The sequence below is a fragment of the Sphingomonas sp. MMS12-HWE2-04 genome, from assembly GCF_044881185.1.
In the GTDB taxonomy this organism is placed as follows: Bacteria; Pseudomonadota; Alphaproteobacteria; order Sphingomonadales; family Sphingomonadaceae; genus Sphingomonas.
The window spans coordinates 1,810,467-1,823,911 of the sequence record NZ_CP173254.1 but is presented as its reverse complement, the minus strand read 5'-3'; the positions used below and the strand labels follow the sequence as shown (position 1 = coordinate 1,823,911).

The window sequence follows — 13,445 nt, the reverse complement described above, 5'->3', positions numbered from 1 at the left end:
CCGTTTCCTCCGGATTTGCGAACCCCATGCGTTTGCTGCGTGCAACCAGGCATGCTTTCGCCGTTGTTGTGCGCGCGCCGCCGGATCGCTATCTGGCAGGCGATGAACCAGATGACCCCGCTTCCCCGCCCCGAGCGCGTTCGCAAGCCCGACTGGATCCGCGTCAAGGCACCGACCTCGGAAGGCTTTGCCGCGACGCGCGCGCTGATGCGCTCGAAGAGCCTGACCACGGTGTGCGAGGAAGCCGCCTGCCCGAATATCGGCGAATGCTGGTCGAAGAAGCACGCCACGGTGATGATCCTGGGCGACACCTGCACCCGCGCCTGCGCCTTCTGCAACGTCAAGACCGGCATGCCGCGTGCGGTCGATCCGATGGAGCCGAACAACGTCGCCGATGCCGCCGCGCAGATGGGACTCGAGCATATCGTCATCACCTCGGTCGATCGGGACGATCTGCCGGACGGCGGCGCCAAGCAGTTCGTCAAGGTGATCGAGGCGATCCGCAAGTCGAACCCGGTGACCACGATCGAGATCCTCACCCCCGATTTCCGCAACAAGCACGAAGCGGCGGTCGAGATGATCGTCGCGGCGCGCCCGGACGTCTATAACCACAATCTCGAGACCGTCCCACGGCTCTATCCGACGATCCGCCCCGGCGCGCGCTATTATGCGTCACTGCGGCTGCTGGAGACGGTCAAGCGGCTCGATCCGTCGATCTTCACCAAGTCGGGCATCATGCTCGGGCTCGGCGAGGAGCGGCTCGAAGTCCATCAGGTGATGGACGACATGCGCAGCGCCGACATCGATTTCCTGACGATGGGCCAATATCTCCAGCCGACCCCGCGCCACGCCAAGGTGGCGGAGTTCGTCACCCCGGCGGCGTTCGGCTCGTACGGCGCGATCGCGCGCGCCAAGGGCTTCCTGCTCGTCGCCTCGTCGCCGCTGACGCGGTCAAGCTATCACGCCGGCGACGATTTCGCGAAGATGCGCGATGCGCGGGCGGCCAAGCTGGCAAAGGCGACTGCGACGGTCTGATGCCCAAGCATAGCGAGACGCGCGCGCTGCCCTATACCCCCGAGCAGATGTTCGATCTGGTCGCGGATGTGGCGCGCTATCCCGAATTCCTGCCCTGGGTCAGCGCGATCCGGGTGCGGACGAACAGCGAGACCGAAATGGTCGCCGACATGATCGTCGGCTTTAAGGGGCTGCGCGAGACCTTCACTTCGAAAGTCGCCAAGGAGCGCCCCGACCATGTCCGCGTCGATTATATCGACGGGCCGCTCAAGCACCTCAACAATGACTGGAAGTTCCGCAGCGACGGCAAGGGCGGCTGCCTGGTCGATTTCTGCGTCGACTTCGCCTTCAAGAACCGCGTGTTCGAGATGCTCGCCGGCCAGGTGTTCGACCGCGCGCTGCGGAAAATGATCAACGCCTTCGAGGAGCGCGCCGCGCGCCTCTATGGCGATGCAGGGGCACAGAGCGCGGCCTGATCCCTAGCCCGTAGAAACGATCATTCGATCGCCGCTGCCAGCCAATGCCGGTTCTCGTCGTTCAGAAACTTTTCGAGTTGTTTGAGCTCGATGCCATATCGTCTGCAAAACCCGACGATCTCCCACAGATCATCGTAGGTCGGGAAGCGATCTAGCTCGATGAATAGATCCCTGACCACGCCGTAATATTTTAGGACGAACGGCATTCGATCGCCATTCGAAGAACGTTCGTTCATCGGATTGGTGATAGTAGCGTACGCCGGTGGCGACGATCTCGAGCTTTGGGTCCGCCATGCAACGAGCCTGTTTCCGGAATTAACGCGCAGGGAGCCTACACCGCCTCGACGATGCCTTCGGGCGAGTCGGGCATCAGCAGGTCGAGCGCGCACAGCGCCGCCTGGAGGCGGACGCCGCCGCGGCCGTCATTCTCGAAGTGGCGCGCGTCGGCGACGATATGCTGCGGATCGGCGCCGCGCACGGCTTGCGCGAACACCACCGTGCCCACCGGCTTCTTCTCGCTGCCGCCGTCGGGGCCGGCAATTCCGGTGATCGCCACCGCGATATCGGCCTGCGAGCGCGCCAGCGCGCCTTGTGCCATGCTCCAGGCGACGGCGATCGAGACCGCACCGAAGGTTTCGAGCACATCGGTGCTCACCTTGAGCATTTCGGTCTTGGCCTGGTCCGAATAGGTGATGAACCCGGCTTCGAACACGTCCGAAGAACCCGGTGTCTCGGTGAGTGCAGCGCTGACAAGCCCGCCGGTGCAGCTTTCGGCCACCGCGATCGTGCGGCCGATCGCGCGATTGGCTTCGAGCACCTTCCGTGCGGCTTCGACGAGCCTGTCGGGGAGAATCGTGTCCATCACCAAGGCCTCTGCCACTTGTCGGTTGCGGAGGCCAGTGCGTAGCGGCGCAGCGTTACAGCTGCGCTCACGGCTTGCAGATTTCGAAGGGCGGCGCCTTTTTCGAATCGTCCGCGGCGAATTCGAAGATCGCGGCGACCAGGCCCGCGAGATTGGTCGCAGGGAGCGGATCGAGCAACGCGGCGATGCGATCGATCTTCTCGCAGACATCGGGCTTGATGTCCTTGGCGATCAGTTCGGCGATGAGCGGCCCGGCAAAGGCATCGAACATCTCCGGCGTGACCGGCTCGTCGCTGCCCGAAATCTTGCCGAATGCCGAGATTGCCGCCGGCCGCGCGGCGGCAGCGGCCAACTGGTAGCGCTTGGCAAGATCGTCGCCGTTCATCCGCAGATAGGCCCTGGTCGGCAACGTCGGGCTGCAGGCCTCGGTGACCGACTTGATCGCGTGCGGCGCAATCGCCGTCACCAGTGCCTGCGCCTCGATCGGCGTGATGCACGGCTTCTTCTGCGCGGTGTCGGCGGCCGCGTGCGCGCTGGTCGCCGAGAGAGCGAGCCATGCCGCGGCTGCCATGTAGTTTTTCATTCTGCGCTCTCCTGAAGTCGAATGGTGGCGGCTGCCTGGGCGGCCATGCCTTCGCCGCGCCCGGTAAAGCCCAGCCGCTCGGTAGTGGTCGCCTTGACGCTCACCCGCGAGGCAGGGATGCCGAGGATGGCGGCGATCGAGGCGCGGATCGCCTCGCGATGCGGGCCGATCTTGGGCGCTTCGCAGATGATCGTGACGTCAATGAAGTCGATCACGCCGCCCTGCGCCGCGACGAGCTCCGCGGCATGTTCGAGGAAGCGCGCCGAGGCGGCGCCGCGCCATTGCGGGTCGCTGGGCGGGAAATGCATGCCGATATCGCCCGCTGCAATCGTGCCGAGCAGCGCATCGGTGATCGCATGCAGCGCGACATCGGCGTCGCTATGCCCGGACAAGCCCTTGCTATGCGGGACCAGGACGCCGCCGAGCCACAATTGCTCGCCCTCGGCGAAGCGGTGGACGTCATAGCCGATCGCGGTCCGCACCCGCATCGTGGCGGCGTGGCGCGCCTCGGCGGCGACGAAATCGGCGGGGAGCGTGACTTTCTCGAGCATCGGATCTCCGGGAACGAGCGCCACGGCATGGCCTAGCGCGCGGACCATCTGGGCGTCGTCGGTCGCTTCGCGATCGGCAGACCAGGCGCGGTGCGCGGCAAGAACGGCATCGAAGCGAAAGGCCTGGGGCGTCTGGACGCGATGGAGATGGTCGCGCGCGATGGTGTCTCCCATCGCGCCATCGTCGCGCACCAGCGTATCGGCGACGGGCAAAGTGGGGATCACGCCGTCATGGTCGTCGAGTGCGGCGAGAAGCCGGTCGATCACAGCAAAGGGCAGGAAAGGGCGGGCGGCATCGTGGATCAGCACGCGATCGACACCGTCCAGCGCCTCGAGCCCGTTGCGAACCGAGTCGCGCCGGGTGGCGCCGCCGAGAACGAAGGGCACCTCGCCAAGCGCGTCGCGAAGCGCCGCCTCCTGGCCCGCACCGATCACCACTACTACCCGATCGATCGCGGGATGCGCCGACAGCGTCGCGAAGCTGTGCGCCAGCATCGGCTTGCCCGCGAGCGGTGCAAACTGCTTTGGCACGGTTCCGCCGATCCGCGTGCCTTGGCCTGCGGCGACGATCAGCGCGGCGGTTTTCTGCCCCATGGCGCCGGGCCGTAGCGGGCTAGCCCCGCCTTGCCAATCCAGGCTTGCGCGGCTAGGCGTCGCTGCCTATTTTTCAGGCATCCCTATGCGCGAACTCGCCCCCATCCAGATCGGCCCGGTAAAGGTCGAAGCCCCGGTGCTGCTCGCGCCGATGACCGGCGTGACCGACCTGCCGTTCCGCCGCGTCGTGCGCCGCTATGGCTCGGGGCTCAACGTCACCGAGATGGTCGCCAGCCAGGCGGCGATCCGCGAGACGCGCCAGTCGGTCCAGAAATTCGCCTGGGATCCGATCGAGGACCCGGTCTCGATGCAGCTGGTCGGCTGCACCCCCTATGAGATGGGCGAGGCGGCGAAGCTGAGCCAGGATCGCGGCGCGGCGATCGTCGACATCAACATGGGGTGTCCTGTCCGCAAGGTTACCAATGGCGATGCCGGCTCGGCGCTGATGCGCGACCTCAAGCTCGCCGCCTCGCTGATTGATGCCTGCGTGAAGGCCGTCACCGTGCCCGTCACCGTCAAGATGCGGATGGGCTGGGACCATGACAGCCTCAACGCTCCCGAGCTCGCGCATATTGCGCAGGATCTCGGCGCGAAGATGATCACCGTCCACGGCCGCACCCGCAACCAGATGTACAAGGGCTCGGCCGACTGGCGCTTCATCCGCCGGGTGAAGGATGCCGTCGCAATCCCGGTGATCGCCAATGGCGATATCTGCTCGGTCGAGGATGCGCGCGAGGCGCTCGCGCAATCGGGCGCCGACGGCGTGATGATCGGCCGCGGCGCCTATGGCCGCCCGTGGATCCTGCGCGAGGTGATGGACGCGCTGACCGGCGCCGGCACCCGCGAGGAGCCGTCGCTCGACGATCAATATCGCGTTATCACAGAACATTACATCGACTCGCTCAGCCTTTATGGCAACGAAGTCGGCGTCAACATGATGCGCAAGCATATCGGCTGGTACACCAAGGGCATCCATGGCTCGGCCGAGTTCCGCAACAAGGTGAACCAACAGGCCGACCCCAAGGTCGTGCTCGACATGCTCGCCGAATTCTATGCGCCATGGTCTTCGCGCGCGGCGGCCTGAGGCGCGCCAAGCCCGAGCCGATCTCGGGACCCGGCTATAAGGAGCTGTTTGCCGCGCTGCCGGTGGCGGCGCTGGTGATCGATCCTGATGGCCGGATCGCGCATGCCAACGCGGCATGCGAGCTGCTGCTGAACCATAGCGAGACCGCGATGGTCGGCCAGCCTTACGACACGGTGTTGCTGCCACCCGCCGACTATGCCGATCGCCGCGACGGGCATGGCTTCGCCGCGTTCGACACCGAGATCGAGGCGATCCGCGGCCCGCGCATCCGCGTCGATTTCGTCGAGATGCTGGTCGCCGACCAGCCGGGTTGGCGCATCGTTACGCTCCACCACGCCCCGCAGTCGCGCCGCGTCGCGCAGGGTGCCGATCGCACCGCCGGGGCGCGTGCCGCCGTCGGTGCCGCGGCGATGCTGGCGCACGAGATCAAGAACCCGCTCTCGGGTATCCGCGGCGCCGCGCAGCTGCTTCAGGCCGCCGGCGAGGATGCCGAGCTGACCGAGCTGATCACCACCGAAGTCGATCGCATCGCCGCGCTGATCGATCGGATGGAGGATTTCACTGACACCCGACCGCTCAACCTGACGCCGACCAATGTCTATCCGTTGCTCGGCCATGCCCGCCGCGTGGCGCTGGCCGGGTTCGCGCGGGGCGTGGTGATCGAGGAGCGGTTCGATCCGTCGCTGCCGCCGGTGCTGGTCGATACCGACGCGTTTCTCCAGGTGCTGCTTAACCTGCTCAAGAACGCCGCCGAGGCGCTGGGCGATCTGGCGCAGCCCCGGATCACATTGTCGACTGCCTATCGCCACGGCATGTCGGTGAGCAACACCCCTGGTCGGCCACGCCAGCCGCTGCCGATCGAGATCTGCGTGATGGACAACGGTCCCGGCGCCCCTGCCGATATCGCCGAACATCTGTTCGAGCCGTTCGTCTCTGGCAAGCCCGAGGGCAAGGGGCTGGGCCTCCCGCTCGTCGAGAAGCTGGTCCGCGACATGGGAGGGATCATCCAATATGCCCGCGAACGCGAGCCTGAAGTGACCGTGTTCCGCATCCTGCTGCCGAGGGCTCAATGACCGCGATCCAGGGCAGGGTGCTCGTCGTCGACGACGATTCCGCGATCCGCACCGTCGTCGCCGCCGCGCTCAAGCGCGAGGGACATAGCGTCACGACTGCTGCGAGCGCCGCCGAAATGGCACGCGAGCTGGCGCGGGGCATTCCCGACGTGCTGGTTACCGACGTAGTGCTGCCCGATGGCAATGGGCTCGATCTGGTTGCCGGTCTGACCGAGAGCCACCCCGATCTGCCGGTGATCGTGTTTTCGGCGCAGAACACGCTGGCGACCGCGGTGCGCGCCACCGAGGTCGGCGCGTTCGATTATCTCCCCAAGCCGTTCGATCTCAACGTGCTGACCCAGGCAGTGCGCAGCGCGATCGCGCGCGGCCGTCGCGCTCCGGCCGTGCTGTCCGAAGCCGAGGCGGGGGGCGGGCTGATCGGCCGCTCACCGGCGATGCAGGAAGTCTATCGCGTCATCGCGCGCGTCGTCGCCAACGACCTGACCGTGCTGATCTCGGGCGAGTCGGGCACCGGCAAGGAGCTGGTCGCCAGCGCGATCCATGATCTGGGGCCACGGCGGCGCGCGCCGTTCGTCGCGCTCAACATGGCGGCGATCCCGCGCGAGCTGATCGAGGCCGAGCTGTTCGGCCATGAGCGCGGCGCCTTCACGGGCGCGGCAACGCGAGTCGCCGGCAAGTTCGAGCAGGCCGCTGGCGGCACGCTGTTCCTCGACGAGATCGGCGACATGCCGATGGACGCGCAGACGCGGCTGCTGCGCGTGCTCCAGTCGGGCGAGTTCACCACCGTAGGCGGCGCGCGAACGATCCGCGCCGATGTCCGCATCGTCGCGGCGACCAACAAGGATCTCGGCGCGCTCGTCCAATCGGGTCAATTCCGCGAAGACCTGTTCTATCGCCTCAACGTCGTGCCGATCGCGCTGCCGGCGCTGCGCGAGCGCCGCCAGGACGTGCCGTTGCTTGCCCGCCACTTCCTCGATCGCGCCGCCGAGGCCGGATTGCCGCGGAAGCAACTCGACGGCGACGCGATCGCGGTGCTCGAGAATTTCGACTGGCCGGGCAATGTCCGCGAGCTCGAAAACCTGATGCGCCGCATCGCCGCGCTGAGCCGCGATGCCTGGATCGACGCCGCTACGCTGCGCAGCGCGCTGGGCGAGGGGGCCGGCGCGCAATCGGCACCTCGCGACGCCGGTATCGAAGCGGCAGTACGCGCCCGGCTCGAACGGATCGCGATCGAGGAACCCCAGGCGCTCGACAACGGCACGCTCTACGATCGCGTCATCGGCGAAGTCGAACGCCCGTTGATCGAGGCGATGCTTGCTCGCCACCAGCACAACCAGCTGCGCGCCGCCCGCGCGCTGGGGATTAATCGAAACACGCTGCGGAAGCGCCTGGATACGCTGGGAATCGACCTAGGAAACCGGTCGGAGGGTGCCGAATAGCGACAGGTTGACGCATATTATGTGTTTTCTGAGCAACGGTTGCGTTGTACGCTTGCAACGATGGATGCCGTAGTCGAACCGATTACCGAGACTCCACCGCGCAAGCGGCGCTTTGGTGTTACGCCGGTTTTGGAACTGGGCATTCTGGCGCTCGCGCTGGTTATCGCGATCAGCACCTATGCCGTGCTTAGCCGGGAATCGGACGCACCACGGCTGCTGACCCCGCCGCTTATCGCCACGCTGCTGGTGGCGAACCTGATAACCTGCGGATCGCTGATCGTGCTGGCCGGGCGCCGCATCGCCCGCAGCCGCGCCGCGCGCTCCGCCGCCGGCGGGCAGGGGCAGCTGCACGTTCGGCTGGTCGCGATATTCTCGGTGCTTGCGGCGGTCCCAACCGTGTTGCTGGCGGTGGTTGCGTCGCTGCTCTTCCAGGCGGGCGCCGAATTCTGGTTCTCCGGGCGTGCGCAGGGCATGCTCGAGAATTCACGCGAGCTGGCTGAGGAATCCTACACGCAACTCCTGCAATATGTGGACAATGAGAATCTGGCGCTCGCTCAGGACGTGCAGCGTGCGCTGGACTCCGGCTACGCCATCGGCAGCCAGAATTTCACCAACAGTTTCTTCTGGACCGTATTCCAGCGCAGCCTGTCCGCCAGCGTGCTGTTCACGATCTCGAGCAACGGTCAGTTGCAGACCCAGGCGATCGTCAATGCCTCCAATCGCAATCCGATCCTCGACATTCGCAAGGAAGACATTGCCAAGCTCAAGGCAGGCAAGGTCAGCGTCGTCGGCACAACGCCCAAATACACCTATTCGCTGACGCGCCTTCCGGATTCCGATCTCTATCTCTACTCGTACCGCGAGGCGCTCGCCAATGAGATGGCGGTCCGGCTGCAGCGGGTGAAATCGGTGTTCACCGATTATAATGCGCTACTGGCGAGTTCGCGCGTGATCCAGCTGCGCTTCAACCTCGCCTTGTTCCTGATTTCGCTGGTCATCATCGCGATCGCCGTCGCCGTTGCGATTAAGGCGGCCGACAAGCTTGTCCAGCCGGTCAACGATCTGGTCGGCGCGGCCCGAAGGGTGGCAGGCGGCGACTTGACGGCGCGGGTGTTCGAGCCGCGCTCGCAGGACGAGGTCGGCACCCTCACCCGAGCGTTTAACGGCATGACCCAAACGCTGGAGGCCCAGACCAACGCACTAGTCAATGCCAACGCCCAGAGCGAAAGCCGCCGCGCGTTGATCGAGGCGGTGATGTCGGGCGTCTCGGCGGGCGTCGTCGCGGTCAACGCGTCGCGCAACGTCCGGCTGATCAACGAGTTAGCGCGCGCACTCCTGCGTCAGGGCGAGCAGGATCCCGTCGGCCGGCCGCTTGCGGATATAGCCCCCGAACTCGATGCCCTGCTCGGTGGTGAGGAGCGCGAGGCGGTGGTGCAGATCGCCCCCGATGGCGAGGCGCGGACGCTCGCGGTCAAGATCACCCGCGACGAACAGGGCAGGGTGCTCACCTTTGACGACATCACTCAGCAGCTCAACGACCAGCGCCGCGCCGCCTGGTCCGACGTCGCGCGGCGCATCGCGCACGAGATCAAGAACCCGCTCACCCCGATCCAGCTCGCCGCCGAACGGCTCCAGCGACGTTACGGCAAGAAGATCGAGGCCGACGACGGCACCTTCGCGCGACTGACCGAGACGATCGTGCGCCAGGTCGGCGACCTGCGCCGGATGGTTGACGAATTCTCGTCGTTTGCCCGGATGCCCAAGCCGCTGTTCCGCGACGAGTTGCTGCTCGATATCGCCCGCCAGTCGCTGTTCCTCCACGAAGTCGCGCATCCGACGGTGCGCTTCGAACTCGACGCGCCGGACAATGCGCCGAGCTTGGTCTGCGATCGCCGCCAGATCGGCCAGGCGCTCACAAATGTCGTGAAGAACGCCGTCGAAGCGATTGAAGCGCGTGGTGAAGGCGAGGCGCTGGCGCAAGGCGAGGTGGTGTTCACCATTCTCCCGGAGGCGGGCAGTCGGGTCACGCTGACCGTCGCCGACAACGGCATCGGCCTGCCGGTGGAGCGCGACCGCATCGTCGAACCCTATATGACCACGCGCACCCGCGGCACCGGGCTGGGTCTCGCGATCGTCAAGAAGATCGTCGAGGAGCATTTCGGCACGATCGCCTTCAGCGATCGCCCCGGCGGCGGCACCGTGGTGACCATCGCCTTCGATACCGAGCTTCTCGCCCAAATGGACACCGCACCCGACGAAGATCCGAGCGAATCCAGCCCGGCGGTGCTCACAAGAACTGGAAACACCAAGGCATGAGTTTGGACATTCTCGTCGTCGACGACGAACGCGACATTCGCGAACTGGTCGCCGGCGTCCTCGAAGACGAAGGCTATGCCACGCGTGCCGCGGCCGACAGCGATGCCGCGCTCGAGGCGATCTCGGAACGTCGCCCCAGCCTGGTGCTACTCGACGTCTGGCTGCAGGGCTCGCGGCTCGACGGGCTCGACCTGCTCGACGAGATCAAGCGCCGCGATCCCTCGATCCCGGTGCTGGTGATCTCGGGCCATGGCAATCTCGACACTGCCGTCGCCGCGATCCGCAAGGGCGCGTCGGACTTCATCGAAAAGCCGTTCGAGGCCGAGCGGCTGCTCCTCCTCGTCGAGCGCGCGACCGAGACCGATCGTTTGCGGCAGGAAGTCGCCTCGCTGCGCGCCTCGGTGGGCCGCGAGGACGATCTCACCGGCAATTCGGCCGCGATCAACACCGTGCGCGCCACCTTGAAGCGCGTCGCCTCTACCGGCAGCCGCGTGCTGATCACCGGCGGCGCCGGCGTCGGCAAGGAAGTCGCCGCGCGACTGCTCCATGGCTGGAGCCAGCGCACCACCGCGCCCTTCGTCATCGTCAGCGCGGCGCGGATGACTCCCGAGCGCGTTGACGAGGAACTGTTCGGCGTCGAGGAGAGCGGCGATCTGGTCCGCCCGGGCCTGCTCGAACAGGCGCATGGCGGCACGCTGTTCCTCGACGAGATCGCCGACATGCCGATCGCCACCCAGGCGCGGATCCTGCGCGTGCTCACCGATCAGAGCTTCAGCCGGGTAGGGGGCACCCGCGTGGTCAAGGTCGATGTCCGCGTCGTCTCGGCAACCGCGCGCGACCTCCAGGCCGAGATCGCCGCCGGCCGTTTCCGCGAGGACCTCTATTACCGGCTGAATGTCGTCCCCGTGGCGATCCCTCCGCTCACCGATCGGCGCGAGGACATTCCGGTGCTCGTCGAGCATTTCGTCGCGCATTATGCCAATGAGCGCCGCGTGCCGACGCCCGAGATCGCCCCCGACGCGATCGTTGCGCTGCAGAGCTATGAATGGCCGGGCAATGTCCGCCAGCTCCGCAACGTCGTCGAGCGCACCGTCATCCTCGCGCCGGGCGATCGGATCGGGCGCATCGACATGGATCTTCTGCCCCCCGAAGTGCTCGGCCGCCAGGGCGATGCCTCGGGCGGGGTGGGTGCCAATGCGATCATGGGGGCTCCGCTCAAGGAAGCGCGTGAGACCTTCGAGCGCGAATATCTGCGCGTCCAGATCCGCCGCTTCTCGGGCAATATCTCGCGCACCGCGAGCTTCATCGGAATGGAACGATCGGCGCTCCACCGCAAATTGAAGCTGCTCGGCATCACCGACACCCGCGACGAATAGAATTAACGGCGCGTACACCGCGACGGTGTGGTGGACGCGCGCGCAGCGAACCCGTAAGGTGCCGCCGCGCGCCAGCCGTGGTGCGCTTCCGACGTCGGGAAACGGCGCCATGCGGGACACTTCCCGCCAAGAATAGAAGGACACTGACGTGGCCGAGAAGCAAACCTCGCTCCAGGACCTGTTCCTCAACTCGCTCCGGCGCTCGAAAGTGCCGGTCACGATGTTCCTCGTGAAGGGCGTAAAGCTCCAGGGCATCGTCACCTGGTTCGACAATTTCTCCGTGCTGCTCCGCCGCGACGGCCAGTCGCAGCTGATCTACAAGCACGCGATCTCGACGATCATGCCCTCGGGCCCGGTCGATCTCGCCTCGCTGCTCGAAGCCGCCGGCGAATATCAGCACAAGAATCCGGTGCTCCAGGAAATCTTCCTCAACGCGGTCCGCCGCCAGCAGGAAAATGTCACGATGTTCCTGGTGAACGGCGTGATGCTACAGGGCCAGATCGCTGCGTTCGACCTGTTCTGCATGCTGCTTCAGCGCGAGGGCATGGCCCAGCTGGTCTACAAGCATGCCGTCTCGACGATCCAGCCTGCACACCCGCTCAACCTCGCCGAGGAAACAAGCGCCTCCGACGGCGATTGATACAGCATGAGCACTGGTTTCGATCGTGACGCCGACGAGTTTACCCGCGGCGCGCGCGCGATTGTCGTCTATCCCGATATGGGCGGCAGTTCGCGCGACGCCGAGGCGCGCCTCGAAGAAACGGCCGGCCTCGCCGCGGCGATCGGCGTCGACGTGCGCGAAAAGGTCGCGGTCAAGCTGCGCCAGCCCAAGCCGGGCACGCTGATCGGCTCGGGCCAGGTCGAGGCAGTCGCCGAGACCGTTCGCGATCAGGAGCTCCAGCTCGCGGTGTTCGACGCCAGCCTCACCCCGGTCCAGCAGCGAAACCTCGAAACCGCGCTCGGCTGCAAGGTGATCGATCGCACCGGGTTGATCCTCGAGATTTTCGGCGAGCGCGCGCGCACCGCGGAAGGGCGGCTCCAGGTCGAGCTCGCCCATCTCGATTACCAGGCTGGCCGCCTCGTGCGCAGCTGGACGCACCTCGAGCGCCAGCGCGGCGGCTTCGGCTTTCTCGGGGGTCCGGGCGAAACTCAGATCGAGGCGGACAGGCGCCTGATCCGCGATCGCATGGCGCGGCTCAAGCGCGAGCTCGACCAGGTCAGCCGCACCCGCACGCTGCACCGTGATCGCCGCCAGCGCGCGCCCTGGCCGGTGATTGCGCTGGTCGGTTATACCAACGCCGGAAAATCGACGCTTTTCAATCGCCTGACGGGAAGTGACGTCATGGCGGAAAACCTGCTTTTCGCGACGCTCGATCCCACGCTGCGGCAGATTTCGCTGCCCGGCATCGACAAGGCGATCCTGTCCGATACGGTGGGCTTCGTTTCCGAATTGCCGACCCAGCTCGTCGCCGCGTTCAAGGCGACGCTCGAGGAAGTGGTCTCGGCCGACCTGCTCATCCATGTCCGCGACATCGCCCACCCTGACAGCGAGGCGCAGCGCGCCGATGTCGAGAAGGTGCTGAGCGAGATCGGCGTGGCCGAGGCGACGCCGCGCTTCGAGGCGTGGAACAAGCTCGACCTGCTCGATGGCGAACGCCGCGAGGAACTGCTCGAGGCCGCGGCACGGCGCGAGGACGTGATGCCGATCTCGGCAGTAACGGGCGAGGGTGTCGATACGCTGATCGAGGCCGTCGCCGCCCGGCTCACCCACGGCCATCGCCGCTACACGATCACGCTTGATCCGAGCGACGGCGCCAGCGCCGCCTGGCTTCACCAGCATGGCGAAGTGATCGATCAGCGCATCGAGGACGATCGCGCGGTCTACGAAGTCCGCATGGCCCCGCGTGACCACGAACGCTTCGAGACGCGCCACGCCTGAGCGGGGCTGCACGCTTTGTTGGTCTTGGGCCGTCCCGTTGCCTAGACCGACAGAAGCCGGCTCCCGGCGCAAGGCTGGGATGAAGGGTTCAGCCGTTCCATCGGATGCCGCGGCCAACCAAAAGGTTGGCAATCGCAG

The 13,445-nt window shown here is 66.2% G+C and carries 13 protein-coding genes; 9 read left to right on the top strand and 4 right to left on the bottom strand.

From position 1 onward, the window contains the following. Positions 1 to 102: 102 nt before the first annotated feature. Together lipA and AB2M62_RS08185 are read left to right on the top strand one after the other, a co-directional pair. Positions 103 to 1,035, top strand: a complete 933-nt coding sequence (lipA, locus tag AB2M62_RS08190) for a lipoyl synthase (protein WP_404339255.1) — start codon at positions 103 to 105, stop codon at positions 1,033 to 1,035. Further along, a complete protein-coding gene (locus tag AB2M62_RS08185) occupies positions 1,035 to 1,490 on the top strand; it encodes a type II toxin-antitoxin system RatA family toxin (protein WP_404339253.1) in 456 nt (151 codons plus the stop codon). The genes lipA and AB2M62_RS08185 overlap by 1 nt, the downstream gene beginning before the upstream one ends. A gap of 20 nt (positions 1,491 to 1,510) precedes the next feature. Here AB2M62_RS08185 and AB2M62_RS08180 read toward each other — a convergent pair whose 3' ends face one another. The 4 genes from AB2M62_RS08180 to AB2M62_RS08165 all read right to left on the bottom strand — a co-directional run bounded on the left by AB2M62_RS08180 (position 1,511) and on the right by AB2M62_RS08165 (position 4,080). Continuing rightward, on the bottom strand, positions 1,511 to 1,696 hold the full coding sequence (locus AB2M62_RS08180; protein WP_404339251.1) for a hypothetical protein: 186 nt from the start codon (positions 1,694 to 1,696) through the stop codon (positions 1,511 to 1,513). A 125-nt stretch (positions 1,697 to 1,821) separates the two neighbouring features. After that, positions 1,822 to 2,352 (bottom strand): CinA family protein, encoded by a 531-nt coding sequence (locus tag AB2M62_RS08175; RefSeq protein WP_404339249.1) that lies wholly within the window; start codon positions 2,350 to 2,352, stop codon positions 1,822 to 1,824. Positions 2,353 to 2,419: 67 nt separating this feature from the next. Then, positions 2,420 to 2,935 (bottom strand): hypothetical protein, encoded by a 516-nt coding sequence (locus tag AB2M62_RS08170; protein ID WP_404339247.1) that lies wholly within the window; start codon positions 2,933 to 2,935, stop codon positions 2,420 to 2,422. Continuing rightward, the gene (locus AB2M62_RS08165; protein ID WP_404339245.1) at positions 2,932 to 4,080 is read right to left on the bottom strand and encodes a bifunctional 2-C-methyl-D-erythritol 4-phosphate cytidylyltransferase/2-C-methyl-D-erythritol 2,4-cyclodiphosphate synthase; all 1,149 of its coding nucleotides are present in this window, start codon (positions 4,078 to 4,080) and stop codon (positions 2,932 to 2,934) included. Before AB2M62_RS08165 ends, AB2M62_RS08170 begins: the two co-directional genes overlap by 4 nt. An 85-nt stretch (positions 4,081 to 4,165) precedes the next feature. Between AB2M62_RS08165 and dusB the strand changes: the two genes are divergently transcribed. From dusB to hflX, 7 genes are all read left to right on the top strand, one after another. Beyond that, on the top strand, positions 4,166 to 5,164 hold the full coding sequence (gene dusB, locus AB2M62_RS08160) for a tRNA dihydrouridine synthase DusB (RefSeq protein WP_404339243.1): 999 nt from the start codon (positions 4,166 to 4,168) through the stop codon (positions 5,162 to 5,164). Beyond that, positions 5,140 to 6,237: a nitrogen regulation protein NR(II) gene (locus tag AB2M62_RS08155; RefSeq protein WP_404339241.1), complete on the top strand. Its 1,098-nt coding sequence runs from the start codon at positions 5,140 to 5,142 to the stop codon at positions 6,235 to 6,237. The genes dusB and AB2M62_RS08155 overlap by 25 nt, the downstream gene beginning before the upstream one ends. Further along, entirely contained in the window at positions 6,234 to 7,676 is a 1,443-nt protein-coding gene (gene ntrC / locus AB2M62_RS08150) for a nitrogen regulation protein NR(I) (protein WP_404339239.1), read from the top strand. Before AB2M62_RS08155 ends, ntrC begins: the two co-directional genes overlap by 4 nt. 60 nt (positions 7,677 to 7,736) lie before the next feature. Further along, complete coding sequence (locus AB2M62_RS08145) at positions 7,737 to 9,992, top strand: ATP-binding protein (RefSeq protein ID WP_404339237.1); 2,256 nt, start codon at positions 7,737 to 7,739, stop codon at positions 9,990 to 9,992. After that, positions 9,989 to 11,368 (top strand): sigma-54-dependent transcriptional regulator, encoded by a 1,380-nt coding sequence (locus tag AB2M62_RS08140; RefSeq protein ID WP_404339235.1) that lies wholly within the window; start codon positions 9,989 to 9,991, stop codon positions 11,366 to 11,368. Before AB2M62_RS08145 ends, AB2M62_RS08140 begins: the two co-directional genes overlap by 4 nt. A 148-nt stretch (positions 11,369 to 11,516) precedes the next feature. Then, positions 11,517 to 12,008 (top strand): RNA chaperone Hfq, encoded by a 492-nt coding sequence (gene hfq, locus AB2M62_RS08135; RefSeq protein WP_404339233.1) that lies wholly within the window; start codon positions 11,517 to 11,519, stop codon positions 12,006 to 12,008. 6 nt (positions 12,009 to 12,014) lie between these two features. Continuing rightward, positions 12,015 to 13,307: a GTPase HflX gene (gene hflX, locus AB2M62_RS08130; protein ID WP_404339231.1), complete on the top strand. Its 1,293-nt coding sequence runs from the start codon at positions 12,015 to 12,017 to the stop codon at positions 13,305 to 13,307. Positions 13,308 to 13,445: the final 138 nt, after the last annotated feature.